General features: G+C 56.2%; 26 protein-coding genes and 1 tRNA gene. 14 read left to right on the top strand and 13 right to left on the bottom strand.

Translation table 11 applies throughout. The features are described 5' to 3' along the window. The first annotated feature begins 62 nt into the window (after positions 1-62). A complete protein-coding gene (locus RAN89_RS07395; RefSeq protein WP_313868957.1) occupies positions 63-1,385 on the top strand; it encodes a UDP-glucose dehydrogenase family protein in 1,323 nt (440 codons plus the stop codon). Positions 1,386-1,400: 15 nt separating this feature from the next. Continuing rightward, positions 1,401-2,843 carry a phosphomannomutase gene (locus RAN89_RS07390; RefSeq protein ID WP_313868956.1) on the top strand — a complete coding sequence of 481 codons (1,443 nt, stop codon included), beginning with the start codon at positions 1,401-1,403 and terminating at the stop codon, positions 2,841-2,843. A 21-nt stretch (positions 2,844-2,864) separates the two neighbouring features. Here RAN89_RS07390 and RAN89_RS07385 read toward each other — a convergent pair whose 3' ends face one another. Both RAN89_RS07385 and RAN89_RS07380 read right to left on the bottom strand, forming a co-directional pair. Beyond that, positions 2,865-3,494, bottom strand: coding sequence for a PEP-CTERM sorting domain-containing protein (locus RAN89_RS07385; RefSeq protein WP_313868955.1), 630 nt, complete (start codon positions 3,492-3,494; stop codon positions 2,865-2,867). Positions 3,495-3,510: 16 nt separating this feature from the next. Continuing rightward, the gene (locus RAN89_RS07380; protein WP_313868954.1) at positions 3,511-3,897 is read right to left on the bottom strand and encodes a pilus assembly FimT family protein; all 387 of its coding nucleotides are present in this window, start codon (positions 3,895-3,897) and stop codon (positions 3,511-3,513) included. Between the two features lie 167 nt (positions 3,898-4,064). Between RAN89_RS07380 and rfbB the strand changes: the two genes are divergently transcribed. The 10 genes from rfbB (at position 4,065) to RAN89_RS07330 (ending at position 13,041) form a co-directional block, all read left to right on the top strand. After that, positions 4,065-5,150, top strand: a complete 1,086-nt coding sequence (rfbB, locus tag RAN89_RS07375) for a dTDP-glucose 4,6-dehydratase (protein WP_313868953.1) — start codon at positions 4,065-4,067, stop codon at positions 5,148-5,150. Beyond that, positions 5,147-6,052: a dTDP-4-dehydrorhamnose reductase gene (gene rfbD, locus RAN89_RS07370; RefSeq protein WP_313868952.1), complete on the top strand. Its 906-nt coding sequence runs from the start codon at positions 5,147-5,149 to the stop codon at positions 6,050-6,052. The genes rfbB and rfbD overlap by 4 nt, the downstream gene beginning before the upstream one ends. A 14-nt stretch (positions 6,053-6,066) precedes the next feature. Then, positions 6,067-6,954: a glucose-1-phosphate thymidylyltransferase RfbA gene (gene rfbA, locus RAN89_RS07365; protein WP_313869357.1), complete on the top strand. Its 888-nt coding sequence runs from the start codon at positions 6,067-6,069 to the stop codon at positions 6,952-6,954. Beyond that, positions 6,954-7,502, top strand: coding sequence for a dTDP-4-dehydrorhamnose 3,5-epimerase (rfbC, locus tag RAN89_RS07360; RefSeq protein ID WP_313868951.1), 549 nt, complete (start codon positions 6,954-6,956; stop codon positions 7,500-7,502). Before rfbA ends, rfbC begins: the two co-directional genes overlap by 1 nt. A gap of 106 nt (positions 7,503-7,608) precedes the next feature. Beyond that, on the top strand, positions 7,609-9,342 hold the full coding sequence (gene pilB / locus RAN89_RS07355) for a type IV-A pilus assembly ATPase PilB (protein ID WP_313868950.1): 1,734 nt from the start codon (positions 7,609-7,611) through the stop codon (positions 9,340-9,342). Positions 9,343-9,360: 18 nt separating this feature from the next. After that, positions 9,361-10,578 (top strand): type II secretion system F family protein, encoded by a 1,218-nt coding sequence (locus tag RAN89_RS07350; protein WP_313868949.1) that lies wholly within the window; start codon positions 9,361-9,363, stop codon positions 10,576-10,578. 2 nt (positions 10,579-10,580) lie between these two features. Continuing rightward, positions 10,581-11,423, top strand: coding sequence for a prepilin peptidase (locus RAN89_RS07345; RefSeq protein WP_428984501.1), 843 nt, complete (start codon positions 10,581-10,583; stop codon positions 11,421-11,423). A 4-nt stretch (positions 11,424-11,427) separates the two neighbouring features. After that, positions 11,428-12,036 (top strand): dephospho-CoA kinase, encoded by a 609-nt coding sequence (gene coaE / locus RAN89_RS07340; protein ID WP_313868947.1) that lies wholly within the window; start codon positions 11,428-11,430, stop codon positions 12,034-12,036. Positions 12,037-12,058: 22 nt separating this feature from the next. After that, positions 12,059-12,814: a cell division protein ZapD gene (zapD, locus tag RAN89_RS07335; protein WP_313868946.1), complete on the top strand. Its 756-nt coding sequence runs from the start codon at positions 12,059-12,061 to the stop codon at positions 12,812-12,814. A gap of 29 nt (positions 12,815-12,843) precedes the next feature. After that, a complete protein-coding gene (locus RAN89_RS07330; protein ID WP_313868945.1) occupies positions 12,844-13,041 on the top strand; it encodes a DNA gyrase inhibitor YacG in 198 nt (65 codons plus the stop codon). A 1-nt stretch (position 13,042) separates the two neighbouring features. Here the strand turns inward: RAN89_RS07330 and RAN89_RS07325 are convergent, their stop codons facing one another. The 5 genes from RAN89_RS07325 to RAN89_RS07305 form a co-directional block, all read right to left on the bottom strand. Further along, a complete protein-coding gene (locus RAN89_RS07325; protein ID WP_313868944.1) occupies positions 13,043-13,546 on the bottom strand; it encodes an NUDIX domain-containing protein in 504 nt (167 codons plus the stop codon). Next, on the bottom strand, positions 13,543-14,418 hold the full coding sequence (locus RAN89_RS07320; RefSeq protein WP_313868943.1) for an ATP-binding protein: 876 nt from the start codon (positions 14,416-14,418) through the stop codon (positions 13,543-13,545). The genes RAN89_RS07325 and RAN89_RS07320 overlap by 4 nt, the downstream gene beginning before the upstream one ends. 11 nt (positions 14,419-14,429) lie before the next feature. Next, positions 14,430-15,656: a bifunctional glutamate N-acetyltransferase/amino-acid acetyltransferase ArgJ gene (gene argJ / locus RAN89_RS07315; protein WP_313868942.1), complete on the bottom strand. Its 1,227-nt coding sequence runs from the start codon at positions 15,654-15,656 to the stop codon at positions 14,430-14,432. 10 nt (positions 15,657-15,666) lie between these two features. Next, the gene (gene secA / locus RAN89_RS07310; protein WP_313868941.1) at positions 15,667-18,420 is read right to left on the bottom strand and encodes a preprotein translocase subunit SecA; all 2,754 of its coding nucleotides are present in this window, start codon (positions 18,418-18,420) and stop codon (positions 15,667-15,669) included. 142 nt (positions 18,421-18,562) lie between these two features. Next, positions 18,563-19,519 carry a M23 family metallopeptidase gene (locus RAN89_RS07305; protein WP_313868940.1) on the bottom strand — a complete coding sequence of 319 codons (957 nt, stop codon included), beginning with the start codon at positions 19,517-19,519 and terminating at the stop codon, positions 18,563-18,565. A 32-nt stretch (positions 19,520-19,551) separates the two neighbouring features. Here RAN89_RS07305 and RAN89_RS07300 point away from each other — a divergent pair, with 32 nt between their 5' ends. Next, the gene (locus RAN89_RS07300; protein ID WP_313868939.1) at positions 19,552-19,872 is read left to right on the top strand and encodes a hypothetical protein; all 321 of its coding nucleotides are present in this window, start codon (positions 19,552-19,554) and stop codon (positions 19,870-19,872) included. Positions 19,873-19,884: 12 nt separating this feature from the next. Here RAN89_RS07300 and RAN89_RS07295 read toward each other — a convergent pair. From RAN89_RS07295 to petA, 6 genes are all read right to left on the bottom strand, one after another. Then, positions 19,885-19,960 (bottom strand) — tRNA-Thr (locus RAN89_RS07295). Positions 19,961-20,007: 47 nt separating this feature from the next. Further along, on the bottom strand, positions 20,008-20,487 hold the full coding sequence (locus RAN89_RS07290; protein ID WP_428984486.1) for a ClpXP protease specificity-enhancing factor: 480 nt from the start codon (positions 20,485-20,487) through the stop codon (positions 20,008-20,010). Positions 20,488-20,513: 26 nt separating this feature from the next. Next, complete coding sequence (locus RAN89_RS07285) at positions 20,514-21,125, bottom strand: glutathione S-transferase N-terminal domain-containing protein (protein ID WP_087496521.1); 612 nt, start codon at positions 21,123-21,125, stop codon at positions 20,514-20,516. Between the two features lie 101 nt (positions 21,126-21,226). Continuing rightward, positions 21,227-21,982, bottom strand: coding sequence for a cytochrome c1 (locus RAN89_RS07280; protein WP_313868937.1), 756 nt, complete (start codon positions 21,980-21,982; stop codon positions 21,227-21,229). Between the two features lie 18 nt (positions 21,983-22,000). Next, the gene (locus RAN89_RS07275; protein ID WP_313868936.1) at positions 22,001-23,416 is read right to left on the bottom strand and encodes a cytochrome b; all 1,416 of its coding nucleotides are present in this window, start codon (positions 23,414-23,416) and stop codon (positions 22,001-22,003) included. A gap of 10 nt (positions 23,417-23,426) precedes the next feature. After that, the gene (gene petA / locus RAN89_RS07270) at positions 23,427-24,041 is read right to left on the bottom strand and encodes a ubiquinol-cytochrome c reductase iron-sulfur subunit (protein ID WP_313868935.1); all 615 of its coding nucleotides are present in this window, start codon (positions 24,039-24,041) and stop codon (positions 23,427-23,429) included. Between the two features lie 154 nt (positions 24,042-24,195). Here petA and mscL point away from each other — a divergent pair, with 154 nt between their 5' ends. Continuing rightward, on the top strand, positions 24,196-24,630 hold the full coding sequence (gene mscL, locus RAN89_RS07265) for a large conductance mechanosensitive channel protein MscL (protein WP_313868934.1): 435 nt from the start codon (positions 24,196-24,198) through the stop codon (positions 24,628-24,630). Positions 24,631-24,683 lie beyond the last annotated feature (53 nt).

Here is a 24,683-nt window from a genome sequence, read left to right as displayed (position 1 = left end):
TCTCGCGCATGTTCCATGGGCGCCATTGGCCAATTTTGTTTAAATTTGAGAGGGAGTGACAGATGAAAATTACTGTGATTGGAACCGGCTACGTGGGCCTGGTGTCAGGCGCGTGTTTTGCGGATGTTGGCAACGATGTGCTGTGCCTGGATGTGGACCCGGCCAAGATCAAGATTTTGGAGGACGGCGGCATTCCCATCTACGAGCCGGGCCTGCAAGAGATGGTCAAGCGCAATGTGGCGGCAGGCCGCCTGCACTTCACCACCGATGTGGAAAAAGCCGCGCACTTCGGCACGGTGCAGTTCATTGCGGTGGGCACCCCGCCCGATGAAGATGGCTCAGCCGACATGAAATACGTGATTGCGGCCGCCCGCAACATCGGCAAGTACATGACCGACTACAAGGTGGTGGTAGACAAGAGCACCGTGCCCGTGGGCACTGCAGACCGCGTAAAGGCCGCCATTGCCGACGAGCTGGCCAAGCGCGGGGTGAACACGCCTTTCAGCGTGGTGAGCAACCCCGAATTTTTGAAAGAAGGCGCTGCCATTGATGACTTCATGCGGCCGGACCGGATTGTGGTGGGCTGCGATGACGAGCAAGCTGCGCTCAATATGCGCGCCCTCTACGCCCCCATTCAGCGCAACCACGACCGCTTGATCGTGATGGACATTCGCAGTGCCGAGCTGACCAAATACGCCGCCAACGCCATGCTGGCCACCCGCATCAGCTTTATGAACGAACTGGCCAACCTGGCCGAAAAGCTGGGTGCCGACATTGAAAACGTGCGCAAGGGCATTGGCTCTGACCCGCGCATTGGCTATGACTTTTTGTATGCCGGTGCGGGTTATGGCGGGTCGTGCTTCCCCAAAGATGTGCAGGCGCTCATCAAGACTGCACAAACCGATGCGGGCATCAACCTCAAGGTGTTGAACGCAGTTGAAGAAGCCAACGACGCGCAAAAACGGGTGCTGGGTCGCAAGGTACTACAGCGCTTTGGTGCGGACCTGAAAGGCAAGCACTTTGCACTGTGGGGCTTGGCTTTCAAGGCCAACACCGACGACATGCGCAAGGCCACTAGCCGGGATGTGATTCAGGACCTGCTGGACGCGGGCGCCACCGTGACGGCCTATGACCCGGTAGCCATGAAGGAGGCGCAACACTGCTTCCCCAATGAGGCCCGCCTGAGCTATGCCGACAACCAGACCGCGGCACTGGAGGGGGCGGATGCGCTCATCATCGTGACCGAGTGGCGCGAGTTCCGCAGCCCCGACTTCGACACCATCAAGGCCAAGCTGAAGCAACCGGTCATCTTCGACGGCCGTAACCTGTACGACCCCAAGATGATCCGCAGCATGGGGATTGAGTACCAAGCGATCGGGCGCTGATCAAGCGGGGTAGTTATGACAGTACTGACCCTCCAAGACATGGCCACGCAGTCCGGCGTGGCCTTCGGCACCAGTGGTGCACGCGGCAAGGTGGCCGACATGACGCCCGACCTGTGCCACGCCTACACCACGGCCTTCCTGAATGCGGTGGTGCCCAAAGCGACCTCCATCGTGCTGGGGCATGACCTGCGCCCTAGCAGCCCGGAAATTGCAGCTGCATGTGCAGCCGCCATCGAGAGCCTGGGCATGACGGTGATTTACGGTGGCGCCTTGCCCACCCCAGCGCTGGCTTTGTACGCTGCGCAGTGTGGCTCGCCAGCGATTGTGGTCACGGGCAGCCACATTCCGTTTGACCGCAACGGCATCAAGTTTTACCGGGAGGACGGCGAGATCACCAAGGCGGATGAGCGGGCCATGCTCGACTTTCTGGTGGGCCTGCCCAAGCAACTCACGCTGCCCAAACTGCCCGCTCCTGACCCGCGGGTGGAGCAGGCGTATCTGGATCGCTACATCCGTTTTTTTGGTGCCAACGCCCTGGACGGGGAGACGATTGCCGTTTACGAGCACAGCAGCGTGGCTCGGGATGTGTTGCGCAAAATTCTGGAGGCACTGGGTGCCGAGGTGATTTCTCTGGGGCGCACCGATGTGTTTGTGCCCATAGATACCGAAGCCGTGCGCCACGAAGACATTGAGCAGGCCCGTGAATGGGCAGAGCTGTATGACTTTGACGCCATTGTCTCGACCGACGGCGATGCAGACCGCCCTTTGATCGGCGACGAAAAAGGCGAATGGATGCGCGGCGATGTGGTAGGCATTTTGACTGCCCAGTACCTGCATGCCACCGCAGTGGTAACGCCGGTGAGCAGCAACAGCGCCTTGGAGCGCACCGAGAGCTTTGCTCAGGTGGTGCAAACCCGTATTGGGTCGCCCTATGTGATTGAGGGCATGCAACAGGCGGCTCATGCAGGTGCGGAATTGGTGGTGGGCTACGAGGCCAATGGCGGCTTTTTGCTGGGCAGCCAAGTGCTGCGCAACGGGCAGCGGCTTGGCCCCCTGCCCACCCGGGATGCGGTGTTACCCATGCTGGCGCTGCTGTGTGGCGCCAAGGCGCAAACGCTCAAAATGTCAGAAGTGGGCTACCGCCTGCCCAAGCGCTTTACGGCCAGCGATCGTATTCAGAACTTTGCGACCTCTAGCAGTCGCGATCTGATTGCAAGCTTGCGCAATGACCATGTGCTGCTGCGCAATGTGATGGCGCCCCAGGCAGGGCCGGTAGAAGCCATTGATGAAACCGATGGCCTTCGAGTGCATTTTGCGTCGGGCGACATTGTGCATTTGCGCCCTAGCGGCAACGCCCCTGAACTGCGCTGCTACGCCGAAAGCACCAGTGTTCGCAGTGCCAAGCGACTGTGCGATGAGTGCCTGCTGCGCATTTTGAAGACCGCCAGCAAGCTGTAAAGCGGATTGGCGGGCCTTCGATCAGTCCGCCCTGCGCCTGCGGCTTGCCGCCGCCAGCAGCCCCAAGCCGGCAAGCAACAATGCATAGGTCTCGGGCTCAGGCACGGGGCTAATGGTGAGCGCAATATTGTCCACCCCCACGTAGCGGGCCGCGTCGGTGCCTATACCGCTGAAGGTGACGGACTTCAGCCCCGTAAAGCCGGTGAAGTGGTTGCTGCCATAGTGGGTGAAGGTGCCGGGGGTCAAACTGAAAGCGTGCAGCCCTCCGACCTGGGTGCCGTCCATGCGGATGCCGCTGATACGGATGGAGAATTGATCCGACAGTTGCCCACCGCCGCTGCCCATCAGGCCGGCCAGGTCCAGACTGTTGAGCGAAAAAAGTGAATTGAGGCTGGGGAGCAGGGTAAGGGTTTCACTGTGGGCTCCGAGCCCATAGTAGGCCAGCACACTGCCACCGCCGGCGTTCGAGACAAAGCCTGCACTCGGCACCACGTAGTGATTGTCGCTGCTGTGTTGTAGCACCACGCCGTAGCTTGCGGCATCAGCGGGGCTGCTCATTTCGTCAAATGTAAGCGTCAACGCGTTGGCGCTGACCGCACTACCCAGTGCGAGGGCTGCGGCGCATAGGGCTTGCATGTATTGAAGTTTCATTTTTCATCTCCCTTATTCAAAGTATGCCGGTCAAGGTAGCGCTGGCAGTGGATCCGTTCGGTCCGTTGAGGGTGCACATCACCTCCGTGCCGGCCGGAACCGGCAAAGGCAAACTGCCACCCAAGCTGTAACCTGAGGGCAAGCCGCCTTCAATGAGCCTCGCGCCGTGGGTGCAATCGCTCACGACTTGACCCTTGCCAGGGTTGACCCTTCGCACGGACACGTTAATGACAGACCCGGTGGTAATGGCGCCCGCCAAGGCTTGCGTGGCTGCCGTTTGCGCATCACCACGCAAATCCACAAACTTGGGGATGGCCACCGCCGACAAAATGCCGAGGATGACAATGACCATGACAAGCTCAATGAGCGTAAAGCCGGACTGACGGATGGGAGTGGAGGGCATTCACTGACACTGGCGGTAACAAGTTGTTACACAATGATAGAGGAAAGCCTTCGGTTTTGGAAATAGTCCGGACGATTGGCCCATACGGACTGACTGGCTAACTGCGGCTGAGGTAAGTTGGGTCAGAAGATAATCAGGACCATTTCCACGTTACGACGCAATTCAATATGACCATTCTGGTAACGGGCGGCGCCGGCTTCATCGGCAGCAACTTTGTGCTGGACTGGCTGAGCGGATCATCAGAAACCGTCGTCAACCTGGACAAGCTCACCTATGCGGGCAATCTGCAGAATCTTGCCTCCTTGGCAGGCAACCCCGCCCACGTGTTTGTGCAAGGCGACATCGGGGATGCAGCACTGATGAACCGCTTGCTGCAAGAAAACCAGCCGCGCGCCGTGCTGAACTTTGCCGCCGAGAGTCATGTGGACCGTTCCATTCATGGCCCAAGCGAGTTCATCCAGACCAACATTGTGGGCACCTTCCACCTGCTGGAGAGTGTGCGTGCGTATTGGGGCGCGTTGCCCGCGGAATCCAAGACGGCTTTCCGCTTTTTGCATGTTTCCACCGACGAGGTGTACGGCTCACTCTCGAAGACTGACCCGGCCTTCTCAGAATCGAACCGCTACGAGCCCAACAGCCCCTACAGTGCCAGCAAGGCGGCTAGTGACCACCTGGTGCGCGCGTACCACCACACCTACGGCCTGCCGGTACTCACCACCAATTGCAGCAACAACTACGGCCCCTATCACTTCCCCGAGAAACTGATCCCGTTGATGATCGTCAACGCCCAGGCCGGCAAGCCCTTGCCGGTGTACGGCGACGGCCAGCAAATCCGCGATTGGCTCTATGTGAAAGACCATTGCAGCGCCATCCGCCGCGTGCTGGAGGCCGGTGTTTTGGGGGAGACCTACAACGTGGGCGGCTGGAACGAAAAACCCAACCTGGACATCGTGCACACGGTGTGCGACCTGCTGGATGAGCTCAAGCCCCGCGCGGACGGCAAACCCTACAAAGAGCAGATCACTTATGTGACCGACCGCCCCGGCCATGACCGGCGCTACGCCATTGACGCCCGCAAGATCGAGCAGCAACTGGGCTGGAAACCCGCTGAAACCTTCGAGACCGGCATCCGCAAAACCGTGCAGTGGTATCTGGACAACCCGCAATGGGTGGAGAACGTGCTCAGCGGTGGCTACCGCGATTGGGTGAGCAAGCAATACGGCCAAGACGCAAGCAGCAAGGCCGCAGCATGAAGATTTTGCTGTTCGGCCGAGGAGGCCAGGTGGGCTGGGAATTGCAACGCTCATTAAGCATTCTGGGAGAGGTGGTGGCGCTGGACTTTGACGCCCGCCACAACCCGCAAGGCCTGTGCGGCGACTTCACCGACCTACCCGGACTGGAGCGCACGGTGGAGGCTGTGCAACCCGACGTGATCGTCAATGCTGCAGCCCACACTGCGGTCGACAAGGCCGAAAGCGAGCCCGAACTTGCAAGAACAATTAACGCCCTGGCGCCCGCAGCACTTGCGCGAGCAGCTATCAAAACAGGAGCATGGCTGATCCACTACAGCACGGACTATGTGTTCGATGGCAGCGGCAACGTGCCTTGGAAAGAGACCGACGCCACCGGCCCCTTGAGCGTGTACGGCCAGACCAAGCTGGAGGGTGAACAAGCGGTGGCAACCTGTCCCAAGCACCTGATCTTGCGTACCAGCTGGGTGTACGCCGCCCGGGGTGGAAACTTTGCCAAGACCATGCTGCGCCTGGCCGGCGAGCGGGATACGCTCACCGTCATCAACGACCAGTTTGGCGCGCCCACCTCGGCAGAGCTGCTGGCCGATGTGACCGCGCATGCCATCCGCAGCCTGCAAACCCAACCTGAGCTGGCCGGGCTGTACCACTGCATTGCTGCAGGCGAAACGACTTGGCACGGGTACGCGCAGTTCGTCCTGGAGCAGGCGGCAGCATTGGGGCTGCCGCTCAAAGCCACCGCAGACAGAGTGGCACCGACGTCCACCAGCAGCTACCCCACACCGGCCCAGCGCCCGCTGAACTCGCGCCTGGATACCCACAAATTCCAAACCGCCTTCGGACTGCGGCTGCCCCTTTGGCAGGAGGGCGTGAAGCGCATGTTGATCGAGATCGCAGGGAAATAACCATGAGCACCACGATTACAAAGCCCCGCAAAGGCATCATCCTAGCTGGAGGCTCGGGCACCCGCCTGTACCCGGCCACCCAGGCGGTCAGCAAACAACTGCTGCCCATCTACAACAAACCGATGATCTACTACCCCTTGAGCGTGCTGCTACTGGCGGGCATCAAGGACATCCTGGTCATCAGCACCCCGCAGGACACCCCGCGCTTTGAGCAACTCTTGGGTAATGGCAGCCAGTGGGGCATTCACATTGAATACGCAGTGCAGCCTTCGCCGGACGGTCTGGCACAAGCCTTCCTGATCGGCGAAGCGTTTCTGGAGGGTGCGCCCAGCGCACTGGTGCTGGGCGACAACATCTTTTACGGGCATGACTTTGCAGGCCTGCTGCAAAGCGCTACGGCGCAGACCACGGGCGCCACCGTATTTGCCTACGCCGTCACCGACCCCGAACGCTATGGCGTGGTGGAATTTGATGCCCAGGGTAAAGCGATCAGCCTGGAAGAAAAGCCCAAGACCCCCAAGTCGCGCTACGCGGTCACCGGCCTGTACTTTTACGACGCGAATGTGGTGGAGATGGCCAAACAGGTGAAACCCTCCGCCCGGGGCGAGCTGGAAATCACGGACCTGAACCGGATGTACCTGGAACGCGGTGCGCTGGACGTACAAACCATGGGCCGCGGCTACGCGTGGTTGGATACGGGCACACATGAGTCCATGCTGGAGGCCAGCCAATTCATCCACACGATTGAGAACCGTCAAGGCCTGAAAGTGGCCTGCCCTGAGGAGATCGCTTGGCGCAGTGGCTGGATTGACGATGCGCAGCTGCAAACGCTGGCGCAACCCTTGGCGAAATCCGGCTACGGTCAGTACATGCTCCGCTTGCTCAAAGAAAAGGTGTTTTGATGCACGTGACGAGTACCGCCATTGCGGATGTGCTGCTGCTCGAACCCAAGGTGTTCGGAGATGAGCGTGGTTTCTTTTTTGAGAGCTTCAACGAACGGGTGTTCCGCGAGGTGACGGGAGTGAGCTTGCCCTTTGTGCAGGACAACCACTCCAAATCCGGATACGGCGTTTTGCGTGGCTTGCACTACCAAGTGCAACAGCCCCAAGGGAAGCTGGTCCGGGTGGTGGCGGGGGAGGTGTTTGACGTGGCGGTGGACATACGCCCCGACTCCCCCACCTACGGCAAATGGGTCGGCGAAATCCTGTCTGGCTCCAACAAGCGACAGTTGTGGGTGCCGCCGGGCTTGGCGCATGGCTTTGTGGTGCTCTCGGAAACTGCGGAGTTTTTGTACAAGACCACCGACTACTACGCCCCGGAGCATGAGCGCTGCATCGCTTGGAACGACCCCACCTTGGCCATTGCGTGGCCTGCCATGAGTATTGCACCCAAACTTTCCGCCAAGGACGCAGCGGGAGCAGCTTTTGGTGGCGGACTGAAAAAACCTTAATCGCGTGCCCGTGGTGTGAAAATCACCACGTTCTGCCTGCGAAAATTGGTAACCGCTTGATTCCGGGGCCCTGAAGGTGCGTGGCTTCGGCTATCCTTGAAGACTTATGGCATCCGCAGACTCCACGACCCGCGACCCCGCTTCCGTAGCCCTTCCGGGCATTGGCCGGGCACTGGTAGCCGCCGGCAAGATTCAGCAAAAAACCGCTGAAGACATTTACCGGAAAGCAGTTTCCGGCAAAAGCAGCTTTATGGCGGAGCTGGTTGGATCGGGAGCGGTATCAGCGGGTGATCTGGCCCAGACGTTGTCGAACGCTTTCGCGGCCCCATTGATTGACCTCGATGCGGTGGACGTGCAAAGGCTTCCCAAAGGCCTGCTCGATGCCAAGATCTGCACCGAATTCAGGGTGTTGGTTCTGAGCAAACGGGGTAACCGGCTGATCATCGCAACCGCAGACCCCTCTGACCAGCAAGCCGCCGAGCGGATCAAGTTCTCCACCCAGATGGGTTTTGACTGGGTCATCGCCGAGTACGACAAACTCTCCAAAATGGTTGATGCCAACACGGTGACTGCCAGCGAGGCGATGGAAGAGATCATCGGGGGTGATTTCGAGTTTGATGAAACGGCCGCTGAAGCTGCGACCGAGACTACACAAGCCGCTACGGCGGAAGTGGAGGACGCGCCGGTTGTCCGCTTCCTGCACAAAATGCTCATGGATGCGTTCAGCATGCGAGCTTCGGACTTGCATTTTGAACCCTACGAGCACCATTACCGGGTGCGCTTCCGGATTGATGGTGAGTTGCGTGAAATTGCGAGCCCGCCGATTGCGATCAAGGACAAGCTGGCCTCCCGCATCAAGGTGATATCCCGCATGGACATCTCCGAAAAGCGGGTACCCCAGGATGGTCGCATGAAGCTCAAGGTGGGCGCAGACCGGGTGATTGATTTCCGGGTCAGTACCCTGCCGACACTTTTCGGCGAAAAGATTGTGATCCGTATCCTGGACCCCAGCAGCGCAAAGCTGGGCATTGATGCCCTTGGATATGAAGCCGAAGAAAAAGAGCGTTTGCTCAAGGCCATCGGCCGCCCCTACGGCATGATTTTGGTTACCGGGCCTACAGGTTCAGGCAAGACGGTGTCTTTGTACACCTGCCTGAACCTGTTGAACCAGCCGGGCGTCAACATCGCCACAGCGGAAGACCCGTCTGAAATCAACCTTCCCGGCGTGAATCAGGTCAATGTGAATGAGAAGGCGGGCCTGACCTTTGCTGCCGCGCTGAAATCCTTCTTGCGACAGGATCCGGACATCATCATGGTCGGCGAAATCCGGGATTTGGAAACCGCAGACATTTCCATCAAGGCAGCACAGACGGGGCACTTGGTACTGTCGACACTGCACACCAACGATGCACCGACAACGCTGACCCGCATGCGCAACATGGGTATTCAGCCCTTCAACATCGCATCCAGCGTGATTCTGATCACGGCACAGCGGTTGGCGCGTCGCTTGTGCCTGAACTGCAAACAACCAGCAGATGTCCCCCAAAAAGCACTGTTGGATGCGGGCTTCAAAGAGTCCGAGTTGGACGGCAGCTGGAAGCCCTACCGCGCTGTCGGGTGCTCGGCTTGCAATAACGGCTACAAAGGTCGGGTGGGTATCTACCAGGTGATGCCGATCAGCGAGGAGATCCAACGGATCATTCTCCGTGACGGTAGTGCCATGGACATTGCGGCCCAGTCCGAATTGGAAGGCGTGCGATCCTTGAGGCAAGCGGGCCTGCACAAAGTGAAACAAGGGCTGACTTCGTTGGAAGAAGTACTTGCTGTGACCAACGAATAAAGATAACCCGGGGGAACTATGGCAACAGCGAAATCTGCGGATACCAAAGACGCAGTGTTTGAATGGGAAGGCAAGGACCGTAACGGCAAGCAAGTGCGGGGGGAAGCCCGCGCCGTGGGTGAGAACCAGGTCAAGTCCATGCTGCGCCGCCAGGGCGTCACACCCACCAAGATCAAGAAGCGCCGCATGCGCTCGGGCAAGTCCATCAAGCCCAAAGACATGGCGATTTTTACACGCCAACTGGCGACGATGATGAAGGCCGGTGTCCCCTTGCTGCAGGCGTTTGACATTGTGGGGCGTGGCAACCCTAACCCGAGCGTAACCAAATTGCTCAACGACATACGGTCCGATGTGGAGACGGGTACCTCGCTGAGCGCTGCATTCCGCAAATACCCACTTTACTTTGACAATTTGTATTGCAACTTGGTCGAGGCAGGTGAATCCGCGGGTATTCTGGACCAGTTGCTGGACCGCTTGGCCGTTTACATGGAGAAGACAGAGGCCATCAAGTCCAAAATCAAGTCCGCATTGATGTACCCGATTGCCGTGCTGGTAGTGGCTTTTGTCGTGGTTTCGGTCATCATGATTTTCGTGATTCCATCCTTTAAGCAAGTGTTTACTTCCTTCGGTGGGGAGTTACCGGCGCCGACACTGTTTGTGATCGCCATGAGTGAGATATTCATTGAATATTGGTGGCTCATTTTTGGTGGGCTCGGCGGCGGCATCTACTTCTTCTTGCAGGCTTGGAAGCGCAATGAAAAAGTACAGGCCTTCATGGATCGACTGATGTTGAAATTGCCCATCTTCGGGGTAATGGTTGACAAAAGCTGCGTGGCTCGGTGGACCCGGACACTGTCCACCATGTTTGCAGCCGGAGTGCCTCTGGTCGAAGCCCTGGACTCTGTAGGAGGCGCTTCAGGGAACATTGTTTATCAAAGCGCTACACAGAAGATTCAACAGGAAGTTTCTACAGGTACATCTTTAACGGCGGCGATGACCAATGCCAATCTATTCCCGTCCATGGTCCTGCAGATGTGCGCAATCGGCGAAGAATCCGGCTCGATTGATCACATGTTGGGCAAGGCTGCCGACTTTTTTGAGGCCGAAGTGGATGACATGGTCGCAGGCATTTCCAGTCTGATGGAACCCATCATCATCGTGGTGTTGGGTACCGTCATTGGAGGCATTGTGGTGTCGATGTACCTGCCGATTTTCAAGTTGGGCCAAGTGGTTTGATGATGACCGGTGTGCAATGGATGGACGCAAGTCTGGTCGGCCTTCTGGGGCTTTTGATCGGCAGCTTTTTGAACGTGGTGATCCATCGCTTGCCCAAGATGATGGAACGCCAATGGGCCGTTGAATGTGCGGAGCTCTCCGGTATTGAGGCCCCTGAGACTGAAAAATTCAATCTAGTGGCACCACGATCGCGTTGCCCCCACTGTGGTCATTGGATAAGGTGGTATGAAAACGTTCCGCTGTTCAGCTATCTGGCATTGCGCGGAAAATGCGCCGAATGCAAAAAACCAATCAGTATTCGCTATCCCATCGTTGAGTTAGTAACCGGCGGTCTTTTCTTCTATTGTGCGTGGCAATGGGGCCCCACACCCACCGGGTTTGCTTGGTGCGCTTTCAGTGCGTGCCTGCTGACTCTGGCATTGATAGATTGGGACACCACACTACTGCCCGATGACATTACCCTGCCACTGTTGTGGCTGGGCTTGGTGGCGGCTGCATTGCAATGGATACCGGTGGGCCTGAGCACCGCTTTGTGGGGTGCCGTGGCAGGCTATTTGTCCCTTTGGTCCGTTTATTGGCTGTTCAAGCTGGTCACGGGCAAAGAGGGTATGGGCTATGGTGACTTCAAGCTCTTTGCCGCTCTAGGAGCGTGGTTCGGGTGGCCGGTTCTCATTCCTATGATTTTGATGGCCTCGGTCATCGGGGCGGTGATAGGTATTGGCATGAAATTCACTTCCGGACTACGGGAAGGTGGATACGTACCCTTTGGCCCGTTCCTGGCGGGTGCAGGCTTTACCGCCTTGTTGCTTGGCCCACAGAACCTGCGCAGCCTGGTAAACCTTTAGCGACATGCACAAGGGTTTTCGCGTCGGACTTACCGGAGGGATGGGTAGCGGGAAAAGCACCGTGGCCCGGTTCCTCAGCCAACGCGGTGCCTACCTGATTGATGCAGATGCCATTTCACGCGAAACTACCTCACGAGGAGGATCCGCCCTCGACGAATTGGTTCTGGCTTTCGGTCCAGACATCATCGGGACTGACGGCGGTCTGGACAGGGTAAAAATGCGGGAATTGGCATTCAATAATCCGGATGCCAGACGGCGCTTGGAATCCATTGTTCACCCCCTGGTCAAAGCATCCATAGAACTGGCCACATTGAGGGCGGACGCCATGTCCGCGCCTTGCCTGGTTTACGACATCCCTCTCCTTATCGAATCCCGCCATTGGCGCCAAACCCTCGAAACCATTGTTGTAGTGGACTGCACCGAAGGCACGCAGATTGACCGGGTGCGGCAACGCAGTGGTCTTACCGAAACGGAGGTTCGTGCCGTGTTGAGGGCTCAAGCCGTACGCGCGAGGCGACTCCGTGCTGCGGATTATGTGATCTTCAATGACGGGATCACATTGAACGAACTTGAGGCCCTGACGCAGCAAATAAGTGTGCAGTTCGGGCTATGATTCGACGTCCGGAAAAAATAGCGTGATCCTCTACGAATACCCCTTCAACGAACGCATTCGCACCTATTTGCGATTGGAGCATTTGTTCCTCCGTTTGGCTGAGTTGATGGGTCGCGCCTCTCCACTGGATCACCATTACGCGCTCACCACGATTTTTGAAGTGATGGATGTCGGCGCTCGCGCGGACTTGAAGTCCGATGTCCTCAAGGACCTGGACAAACAAAAGCAGACGCTCAATGGATACCGGGGCAACCCTGCAATTTCTGAAGCAGTACTGGACAAAGTGATTGCACAATTGGATGGTTGCTTTACGGCGCTGAATGCACTCACAGGAAAAGCCGGGCAGTCGCTGACGGAAAACGACTGGCTCATGAGTATCCGTAGCCGGGTAGGTATTCCGGGTGGAACCTGTGAATTTGATTTGCCCGCCTATTACGCTTGGCAGCATAGAAGCGCAGAGTCTCGTCAACAGGACCTGCAACGCTGGGCCTCCACCCTGGCCCCCTTGGCCGAGTCCATTCACTTGCTGCTCAAAATGCTCCGGGATTCTGGAGCACCACAGAAAGTAATGGCAATAGGTGGCCAGTTTCAGCAGAATCTTCCGCAGGGTCGGACATTTCAGTTATTGCGCTTGGCACTCGAACCCGAGTTGCAAGTCATACCTGAGATCAGCGGCAATAGACTGATGGTGTCCATACGCCTGATGCGACACGATGCAGACGACCGCTTGCATGCATGCGGCCAAGACACCGCTTTCGAGCTCACGCTCTGCTCATAAGAGCCGTGCTGTTTGCAACCCAATGAAACATGGCAGCGACTGAAAAAATCGTCCGATGCCCTGGATGTGGCGGGGACAGCGTTTTTGCTCCGACCAATTTGTACCGGCCTTTTTGTAGCGAACGCTGCAAAAACCTCGATCTGGGTGCTTGGGCCAGTGAGGCCTTTCGCGTCCCCACCGAGGCGCCTCCGGAAGATTTGCCTTTCGGGGATCCGAAACTGCAATAAATCAGGCCCTGCCGCCCGAACAATCTGCCTCAGTAGCTACAAAAACTGTAGCATCAACAAAGTTGCGTTCCTGCGCAAACCAGTCCAATACTGGTATGGTGCCAGGCAGTACCGGGTGCACTCGGACAGGTAATTGTTGCCACGAACACGCTTGGCCCTCACGCATGTCAAGCTCGCCAGTCCAATCACGTACTTTGCAAAAGTGAAGCCGAACCAACGCGTGCGGATAGTCCACCAGCTCCACGCGCCAAGGCGTGGCATTCGCAATCGTGACACCGATCTCCTCTTGAAGCTCGCGACGCAAGGCCTGCTCAATCGATTCATCCGACTCCACTTTGCCGCCCGGGAACTCCCAGTACCCCGCATACGCCTTTCCCTCAGGACGTGAGGTCAGCAGAAAAGCGCCATCAGCTCGGATCAGAACGCCTACCGCCACCTCCACCACTTTGCGATTGCTCCCGCCTTCACGGGCCAGCAAGGGATCAGCGACCAAAGGCTGACTCATGACAAGACGCGCCGGCCGGCAAAGTCACGGGCAAATTGATAGGCGACGCGGCCACTGCGGGCTCCCCGCTCCAGGGCCCAGAGCAAAGCCTCGGACCTGGCTGCAGAAATTTGCTCAGCGCTGAAACCAAGATTGCCGAGCCATTGGCTGACGATTGACAAGTACTCTTCCTGGCTGAAGGGGTAGAAGCTCACCCATAAACCGAAGCGCTCTGAGAGGGAGATCTTCTCCTCAACACCTTCACCAGGGTGCACTTCGCCGTCTTCGGTGTGCTTATAGGTCTGGTTTTCAGACATGTATTCAGGTAGCAGGTGGCGACGATTACTGGTCGCATAGATCAGCACATTGGGCGTGGATGCTGCCACCGACCCATCGAGCACGGACTTCAAAGCTTTGTAACCAGGTTCACCATCATCAAAGCTGAGATCATCACAAAAAACAATGAATTTCTCAGGCCGCGAAGCAATGAGCTCAATGATGTCCTGAAGGTCCATCAGATCCGCTTTGTCGACTTCAATCAACCGCAGACCTTGCGGCGCAAAGGCATGCAAACAAGCACGGATCAGCGATGATTTTCCGGTTCCACGTGCCCCGGTGAGCAACACATTGTTCGCTGAGCCCCCTCGGACAAACTGGGCCGTGTTGCGATAAATCTTCTCCTTCTGATCATCGATTTCGCGCAAGGAGTCGAGGTCCATAGCCCCCACATGGGCAACTGGACTGATAACGCCTTGGCCGGAGGTACGGCGACGGTATCGAAACGCGATTGACGCGGTCCAGTCCGGTGCTGTCAGTGTGTGAGGGAGAGATGCCTCCACACGCTGCATGAACAGTTCAGCACGTGCGAAAAATCGCTCCATGGCATCTGTCATGGTGCCTCCGCTCAGGACCGGTAGTCGGCGTTGATCGTGACGTAATCGTGGCTCAGATCACAGGTCCATACGGTCTGAGTCGCATTGCCACGGCCCAAATCGACGCGCACGGCAATTTCACTCTGCTTCATAACGCGCTGACCATCTTCTTCACGATACGCAGGGTTCCGTCCACCGTGTGTCGCCACATGGACATCATCGAGATACAGATCGATCAGGCCCTGATCTAGATCGTCTATCCCGGCATAACCCACCGCTGCGAGGATACGCCCAAGGTTAGGGTCATTGGCAAAAAATGCCGTCTTTACCAACGGGGAGTGCGCGATGGCATAAGCCACGGACCGGCACTCCGCCTCTGTACGCCCGCCATCGACTTGTATGGTAATGAACTTGGTGGCACCCTCGCCGTCTCGCACAATGGCTTGGGCCAGGTTGCGGGCCACCTCCAGCAGTGCCGATTTCAACGCCATGGCTGCGGGCGAACTCAAATCGGTGATTGGGGAATTGCCTGCCTTATTGGTGGCGATCACGAGCAGGGAGTCGTTGGTCGATGTATCGCCGTCCACCGTGACGCGGTTGAAAGAGCCCTCTGCCAATTCACGTGCCAATGCATACATCACCGACGGGTCAATGCACGCATCGGTGGCGATGAATCCCAACATGGTTGCCATGTTGGGGCGAATCATGCCCGCGCCTTTGCTTATGCCCGTGACAGACACCTGGTGGCCATCTACCACCGCCGTCGCACTGAATGCTTTGGGCTGGGTGTCGGTAGTCATGATGCCTTCAGCGGCCTTCAACCAGTGATCTGCCCGGGCATCTGCAATGGCTGCATCCATCCCCGCCACAATGCGGTCTACCGGAAGTTGCTCCATGATTACGCCGGTCGAAAATGGCAAAACCTGTTCCGCTTGAATACCAAGCTTGGATGCAAGGGCCGCGCAACTTTGTTTTGCGCGAGCCAATCCATCTGCGCCGGTGCCTGCATTGGCATTCCCGGTGTTGATCAAGACGGCACGTGCGGCAGACAAGCCAATGTGCTCACGACAGACTTGGACTGGCGCTGCGCAAAAGCGATTGGCGGTAAACACACCACCCACGCTGCAGCCTGCATCCAACAACATGACCGTCAGGTCTTTTCTGCCTGCTTTGCGTACACCGGCCTCCGTCACACCGATACGGACACCCGGAATTGCCAAAAGATCTGCAGCAACGGGCAAAGGAAGATTGACTGGCATGTAGGGAGTCTCAGTTAAGTTTTCCGTGGCACTGCTTGTATTTCTTACCGCTGCCGCATGGGCAGGGATCGTTGCGTCCGACCCGGGGCACATCGGCTGCTGTGGCCTGAACAGTGCTGGGGTCTACCGTGGTCTCCACATCACCGCTTTCCGTTGGTGCTGTGTAAGTCACATTCGAGAGGCTTTCTCCACGGGTCTCAATAGCGTCGGCCGCCTGCTCCAGCTGTTCGCTGGATTGGACTTTGACCGTCATCAGGATTTTGGTAACGTCGTTTTTTACTGAGTCCAACAGCTGGCCAAACAACTCAAAAGCCTCGCGCTTGTATTCCTGTTTGGGCTGCTTTTGGGCATATCCACGCAGGTGAATGCCTTGGCGCAGGTAGTCCAAAGCACTCAGGTGATCGCGCCAGTGCGTGTCAATGCTTTGCAGCAACACCATGCGCTCGAACTGGGTGAAGTTTTCTTTGCCGACCAAGCCAACTTTTGCCTCGAATGCAGCATTTGCAGCGTGAGTGACCGACTCGACGATTTCCTCATCCGTGATGGAACTGGCGTCTGTGACTTGCCTCTGCAAGTCCAAGTCCAATTGCCAATCATCGACCAATACCTTTTGCAGGGCGGGAATGTCCCACTGCTCCTCAACCGACTCGGCCGGCACATATTGACGGACGATGTCTTCAAAGGCGCCTTCCCTCAGACCCGCAATTTGCGCAGTAAGATCCTCTGCATCCAGTATGGCGTTGCGCTGCTGGTAGATGACTTTGCGTTGATCGTTCGATACGTCGTCGTACTCCAGCAATTGCTTGCGCATATCAAAATTCCGCGCCTCCACCTTGCGCTGCGCACTTTCAATGCTACGCGTCACGATGCCGGCCTCAATGGCCTCGCCCTCGGGCATCTTCAACCGATCCATGATGGCCTTGACGCGGTCACCTGCAAATATGCGCATCAGGGAATCATCAAGACTCAGATAAAAGCGTGAAGAGCCGGGGTCACCCTGGCGACCGGACCGACCACGCAATTGGTTATCAATGCGACGGGACTCATGACGTTCCGTGGCAATGATGCGCAGGCCGCCCAATGCCTTGATCGCTTCATGGTCCTTTTGCCATTGCGCGCGCAGTTCCGCAATTTTTGCCTGCTTCGCCTCTGCAGTGAGCGATTCATCGGCGTCCACTGCTTCGATGGCTTTGTCCATGTTGCCGCCCAACACAATGTCAGTTCCACGGCCTGCCATGTTGGTCGCAATCGTGATCATTTTGGCTCGGCCTGCCTGCGCCACGATATCCGCCTCACGAGCATGCTGCTTGGCGTTAAGCACCTGGTGTGGGAGCTTCTCTTTTTCCAACAACTGCGCGATGATTTCTGAGTTCTCGATAGACGTGGTGCCAACGAGAACCGGCTGACCCCGCTCGTAGCACTCACGGATATCTTTGATCGCAGCTTCGTATTTTTCGCGGGTGGTTTTGTACACGCGGTCCAACTGGTCTTCACGACGGCTGACCCGGTTCGGTGGAATGACTACCGTTTCAAGCCCGTAGATTTCCTGAAATTCGTAGGCTTCGGTATCGGCAGTACCGGTCATACCCGCCAGTTTGTTGTAAAGACGGAAGTAATTTTGGAAAGTGATGGAAGCCAGAGTCTGGTTTTCCGCCTGAATTTGCACACCCTCTTTGGCCTCAACAGCTTGGTGCAAGCCATCACTCCAACGCCGGCCTGTCATCAATCGCCCGGTGAACTCGTCCACAATCACAATTTCACCGTTTTGGACCACGTAATGCTGGTCGCGGTGATACAGGTGATTGGCTCGCAGCGCTGCATACAAGTGATGCATCAGCGTAATGTTGGCGGGGTCGTAGAGCGAAGATCCCGCAGGAATCAAGCCCAATTCAGCAAAAATGGCCTCCGCAGCTTCATGTCCTTGTTCTGTCAAAAAGACTTGATGGCTCTTTTCGTCCAAAGTGAAATCGCCGGGCTTGGTGATGCCTTGTCCCGTGATGGGATCCGCTTCGCCTTCTTGCTTCACCAGACGGGGAATGGCCTTGTTAATAGCAATGTACAGATCCGTATGGTCTTCAGCTTGGCCGCTGATGATCAATGGTGTACGCGCTTCATCAATCAGAATGGAGTCCACCTCATCAACGATGGCGTAGTTCAGGCCGCGTTGCACGCGGTCGTGCGCCTCGTACACCATGTTGTCACGCAAATAGTCGAAGCCGTACTCGTTGTTGGTACCGTAGGTGATGTCGGACGCGTACGCCTGCTGCTTTTCTTCCCGCGGGGCCTGCGGCAGATTGATACCAACGGACAGACCCAGGAAGTTGTACAACCTGCCCATCCAACGGGCATCACGGCTTGCCAAGTAGTCATTTACCGTTACTACGTGAACACCCTTGCCGCTCAACGCATTCAGGTAAACCGGCAATGTCGCTGTCAGCGTCTTGCCTTCACCAGTGCGCATTTCGGAAATCTTGCCGTAATGCAGCGCCATGCCACCCAGCATCTGAACGTCAAAGTGGCGCATTTTCATGACGCGTTTGGAACCCTCGCGAACGACGGCAAAAGCCTCAGGAAGAATGGCATCCAGAGACTCACCCTTGGCCACGCGCTCTTTGAACTCCTGTGTCTTCGCCCGAAGACCGTCATCCGTCAGTGTTTCAAACTGCGATTCAAGTGCATTGATTCGGGCCACTACAGCACGGTATTGCTTGAGCAAGCGGTCGTTGCGACTGCCAAAAATTTTGGTAAGGATGTTAATGGCCATCTATGCAAGCCTGAGTCAAAAGCCCACCATGGGCTCTGTAAACGGCGCTGTCCTTTTACTAATCAGATTGATTTGGTGGCGCGGTTCCGGAAGTCAAGGCTCTCAGTGTGAGGCTCCTACCTGCCGCGCTTAATCTGCCATTTTAGCGTTGCGCTGTGGCAGTCTTTGAACCGGCGACCTGGGATGCAGCCAATCCTTTGCCAGCGTTCAAAAACTTCTGGGGGTCTTGGGGAACGCCCTGTACCAAAACCTCAAAATGGAGATGTGGCCCGGTAGATCGGCCTGTGTTGCCGACCTCTGCAACTCTCTGTCCACGCTTGATCAGATCGCCCTTTTTCACAAGAATCTTCGAAGCATGGGCATAACGCGTTATCAGGTTGTTGCCATGATCCACTTCCAGCATGTTCCCGTATTGCGGATGAAACTCTTGCGTGACGACCATTCCGCCCGCCGCTGCATAGATCGGAGTACCGGGTGCGGCTGGAAAATCCAAGCCAGTATGCAGCGCAGACCGCCCTGTGATGGGATCGATACGCCAGCCAAATGTAGAACCCAAGTTGGCGTCGGGTACTGGAATTTGGGTGGGCACCATCATTTTCTTGATCTTCTGTTCGAAGAGGCGGGACTCTATTACCGTCATAACATCCGTCCGCTGACTGGCAAGTAGATCCAGGGCTGAAAGAGTGGCGTCCAGTTCTTCAATCGTCAAATCGCGTCCACCGATCAAAGCCCCTCCCTGACCTGGCTTGATGGCTATGTCGGCAGGGTTGATGCCGGCCAAACCGGAAACCCGCTCTCCGAGCGACTCCAACTGCAACATTTTGGCCTGCATCTCACCCAAACGTTTGGCCAAAACCTCAATGTTTTCCTTTACGTATCGATCACGTTGTGCAAATTCATCTTTCACAACCAGTCGTACTAGCGAACCAATGATTGGCCACCCCTCACGAGCACCTTTCATGAACACCCAGTGATACATGCCCGCCGATATCAACATCAAGCAAACAGAAAGCAGCAATAGCGAGAACAACAACTTGACGCCGCTCAGGTGAAAAGCCCGCGTTCTGGCCATCCACGCATCCGTGATAATCACTTGCATCCAACCATTCCTTTGTTTTTTAGATTGCTGTCATGATCAGAAACCACCGTTCCGTGACCGCACTGCAAGCCGCACACGAATCACCCACCTTGGCGCATTTGGCACTTTTGGCCGACGAATCAGCCGCGCGACTGAAAAGCATTCAAAGTTTGATTCCCAATTCCTTGCTAAACAGTATCAAGGCCGGACCCATTGACGGACCAGTTTGGTGCTTGATACTGGATAACAATGCAGTCGCCGCGAAGTTGCGCCAACTCATGCCCGCTCTGCAGGCCCACTTGCGATCCAAGGGGTGGGAGGTTACCTCAATACGCTTGAAGGTACAAATGTCGTCGTCATCACTGCAAAGATAACGAGAGGGAGAATGGTGCCGGTTATCGGATTCGAACTGATGACCTACCGCTTACAAGGCGGTTGCTCTACCAACTGAGCTAAACCGGCACGGGCTGGATTCTACCTCAGCCAAAAGCAAGTTCTGGAAACTACGCTTATTTAATTCGCGTTAAAGCCGGGCGTCCGGCTGACGAACCGGACTTGGGTGGCGTGGGTTCAGTACCCGCGCCAGCTGTACCAGCATCCACAGAGGCAATCGCCGGCGATGGAGTATGCACAGCATCTGTGCCAGCTGGCTTCGTTTGCGACTCCTGTTTCATCGCTGGATTGACCGGAAAGGCCATACCCTGGCCGTTCTCACGTGCATAAATGGCCAGCACCCGGCTGACCGGCACCAAAATGTCTCTTGCAACGCCCCCGAAGCGGCCCTTGAACTCGATGTAATCGTTACCCAACTTGAGAGCGCTGGTGGCATCGAAACTCACATTGAGCACTATCTCGCCATCTTTGACGAACTCCATGGGCACGCGGACAGTTTCATCAACCTGGACGGCAATAAATGGTGTGAAGCCATTATCGGTGCACCACTCATAGAGCGCACGAAGGAGATAAGGCCGTGTCGAGGGTGTATCCATGGAGTCCATCATAAGAGTCCACGCAATTACTTGCGCATTACCTTTTCTGATGGTGTCAAAGCTTCGATGTACGCAGGACGGGAGAAGATGCGTTCGGCGTATTTCAACAAGGGGGCCGCATTCTTGCTCAGGTCAATTCCGTAGTAGTCAAGGCGCCACAACAATGGTGCAATGGCCACATCCAGCATCGAAAAATTCTCACCCAGCATGTACTTGTTCTTCAAGAAGACGGGGGCCAACTGGGTAAGACGGTCACGGATGTGGGCGCGCGCCTTTTCCAAGGCTTTTTCGTTGCCCTTGGACGCACGTGCCTCCAACGTGTTGACGTGTACAAACAGCTCTTTCTCAAAGTTCAACAGAAACAGTCGTACGCGCGCGCGGTCAACAGGGTCACCAGGCATCAACTGTGGATGGGGAAAACGCTCATCAATGTACTCGTTAATGATGTTGGACTCATACAAGATCAGATCGCGCTCAACCAAGATAGGCACTTGCCCATAGGGGTTCATCACACTGATGTCTTCGGGCTTGTTATAGAGATCCACATCACGGATCTCAAAATCCATACCTTTCTCAAACAAGACAAAACGGCAACGATGAGAAAACGGGCAGGTTGTTCCTGAATACAGCACCATCATGGCGAGAGACTCCTAAAAAATGAAAAAGAGTGGGACGCGTCAGCGGACCCACTCTGGACCTGTCACTGCCCCCGCCAAGGACGGCAGGACAGCCGGAAGATTTACTTGACGTCTTTCCAGAACGCGGCATTCAAACGCCATGCAAACAGGGTCATAACCGACAAGAACAACAGCACCCACACACCTACACGAACTCGGGTGTTTTGCGCAGGCTCTGCCATCCACTGCAGGTAGTTGACCAAATCACCGATGGTCTGATCGTACTGGGCTGGTGTCATGGTTCCGGGCGTGACTTGCTGCCAACCCTTGAAAACATGCTCCTCATGACCGTGGTTCTCTACAGTTTCATAGATCGGAACACGCTTGCCTTGCAATTCCCAGAGAACATGGGGCATACCCACATTCGGGAATGCCAGATTGTTCCAACCGGTAGCCTTGGTGTCATCTGCATAGTAGGTGCGCAAGTACGTATAAAGGTAATCGGCTCCAGTGCCACCAGAACCTGCACGCGAGCGGGCAATCACAGTCAGATCAGGGGGATTAGCACCAAACCACTCTTTTGCTTGGCGGGGATCAATGGCAGCCTTCATGGTTTCACCCACCTTTTCGGTCGTGAACAAAAGGTTGTCCTTGATCTGCTGATCCGTAAGCCCAATATCCTTCAAGCGGTTGAACCGCATGAATGCAGCGGAGTGGCAATTCAAGCAGTAGTTCACAAACACTTTGGCGCCATTTTGCAAGGAGGCCAAGTCGTTCGTCTTGGAAGGCGCCTTGTCCCACGCTATGCCACCACCGCTGGCCTGCACTCCGGACACCACACCCAAAGCCAATGCCAAAGACAAAATAATTTTTTTCATAATTCGTTTCTCCGGCACTCAGTGAGCAACAAATGTCACGCGGGACGGCACAGGCTTGCTCTCACCCACCGTGCTCCACCAAGGCATCAACAAGAAGAAGCCGAAGTAGAACAAGGTACCCACTTGAGAAACACGCTCACCGATCGGTGAGGGAGGCTGAACACCCAGGTAAGCCAAGATGACAAAGTTAATCACGAAGATACCGTACAGGTATTTATGCCAGTCGGGGCGATACCGGATCGACTTGACGGGGCTGTTGTCGAGCCAAGGCAAGAAGAACAGGATGACCACGGCACCACCCATCACCACGACACCCCAGAATTTGGCGTCGATAGAGAGCATCGCGGCAGAGACCACCACAGCAGCGCCGACGATTGCGCCCTTAAAGATGTTGGGCAACTTGGCTTTGAGTACACCAAAAGCTGCAGCGCCGATCACGCAGGCAATCAGTGCATACATCATCTCGCTGGTAATGGCACGCAGCATGGAATAGAACGGAGTGAAGTACCAGACAGGTGCGATGTGCGCTGGGGTCTTCAGCGGGTCCGCTGGAATAAAGTTGTTGTATTCCAAGAAGTAGCCGCCAAATTCGGGAGCGAAAAAGATGATGGCAGTGAACACCATCAGGAACATGCTGACTGCAAAAATGTCGTGCACGGTGTAGTAGGGATGGAAAGGAACACCGTCCAAAGGATGACCTTGTGCGTCGCGAGGCGCATTCGGCCCCTTGATTTCCACGCCATCAGGGTTGTTGGATCCCACATCGTGCAGAGCCAGCAAATGAGCGACCACCAGGCCCAACAAAACCAAAGGCACCGCGATCACATGGAAGCTGAAGAAGCGGTTCAAGGTGGCATCACCAACCACGAAGTCGCCACGGATCAACAGAGCCAGGTCCGGCCCAATCAAGGGCACGGCGGCAAACAAGTTCACAATCACTTGCGCGCCCCAATACGACATCTGGCCCCAGGGCAACAGGTAGCCCATGAAAGCTTCCGCCATCAGACACAAGAAGATTGCGCAACCAAAGATCCAGACCAATTCACGGGGCTTGCGGTAGCTGCCGTAAATCAAACCGCGGAACATGTGCAGGTACACCACAACAAAGAAGGCTGAAGCGCCTGTCGAGTGCATGTATCGGATCAACCAGCCCCACGGAACATCGCGCATGATGTATTCCACAGAACCGAAGGCCAGATTCGCATCGGGCTTGTAGTGCATCACTAGGAAGATGCCCGTTACGATCTGAATCACCAGCACCAGGAGTGCCAGCGAGCCGAAGATGTACCAGAAGTTAAAGTTCTTCGGAGCGTAGTACTCCGACATGTGCACCTTGTAGGCGTCGAAGGCGGTAGGAAACCGGTTTTCAAACCAGTTGGTGACCTTTTCGCCGGCAGACGCGTTCGGGGAAATGTCCTTGAATTCACGGGCCATGTCTTGATCCTCAGGCTTTCTTGTCTTCACCGATCAGCAACTTGCTGTCGGACAGGAACATGTGCGGCGGCACTTCGAGGTTGTCGGGTGCAGGCTTGTTTTTGAACACGCGACCGGCCATATCGAACGTGGAACCATGGCATGGGCACAGGAAACCACCCGCCCAGTTGTCCGGCAAAGAAGGTTGGGCTCCGGGCTGGAACTTGTCCGACGGCGAGCAACCCAAGTGGGAACAAATGCCGACTGCAACAAAAAACTCGGGCTTGATGGAACGGCCTTCGTTGCGCGCGTACTCGGGGGTCAATTCAGAGGGTTTGCGCTCGGACTTCGGGTCAGCCAGCAAAGCATCATTGCCCGGAAGCGCAGCAACCTGCTCCGGCGTACGACGAACAATCCAAACCGGCTTGCCGCGCCACTCCACGGTAATCTTTTCACCGGGCTTGAGCCCTGCAATGTCCACTTCCACTGCAGCACCGGCCGCTTTCGCGCGCTCCGAGGGCTGGAATGTACTCACGAAGGGAATGGCGGTGGCTACACCGCCTACTGCACCAGCGCAACCGGAGGCTATCAACCAAGTCCGTTTGCTGGAGTCGATCTTTTTGCTGTCGACAAGTGTTTCACTCATGAGAATCCTCAATGAACATCGCTAGTTGGGTAGTCGGGAATTGTAGCTGAGTGCAGTAGGGTTATTCAACGCAACTCAAGGCAGCTTCCGCCGTGTCAATGGCCCCGATTTTCGGAGATACTGCTAGGCCGAACATTTAGAGGAGCTTCAATTCATGAGCATGTTGCAAGAATTTAAAGAGTTTGCCATCAAAGGCAATGTGGTTGACTTGGCAGTAGGTGTGATCATCGGCGGCGCTTTCGGCAAGATCGTCGACTCCGTGGTCGGCGACCTCATCATGCCCCTGGTCGGTGCAGTGGTCGGCAAACTGGACTTCTCCAACCTGTTTTTGGTCCTCGGTAGCGTACCTCCCGGCACAGGAACCACACTGGATGCACTCAAGAAAGCCGGTGTCCCTGTATTTGCTTATGGCAGCTTCATCACCGTTGCCGTGAACTTTGCCATTCTGGCGTTCATCATCTTCCTGATGATCAAGCAAATCAACCGCCTGAAGAAGGAAGCTCCCGCACCGGTAGCAGAACCCGCACCTGTGGTGACTCCGGAAGATGTGCTGTTGCTCCGCGAAATCCGCGACAGCCTGAAAAAGTAATTCGGTACCCAAGGGCAGCTGCTATAAATTTAGTAGCTGCCTACGCATTATCC

It is taken from the genome of Rhodoferax mekongensis (assembly GCF_032191775.1).
Taxonomy (GTDB): domain Bacteria; phylum Pseudomonadota; class Gammaproteobacteria; order Burkholderiales; family Burkholderiaceae_C; genus Allorhodoferax; species Allorhodoferax mekongensis.
The sequence above is the reverse complement of the archived record's forward strand: the minus strand, read 5'-3'. Positions and strand labels throughout refer to the sequence as shown.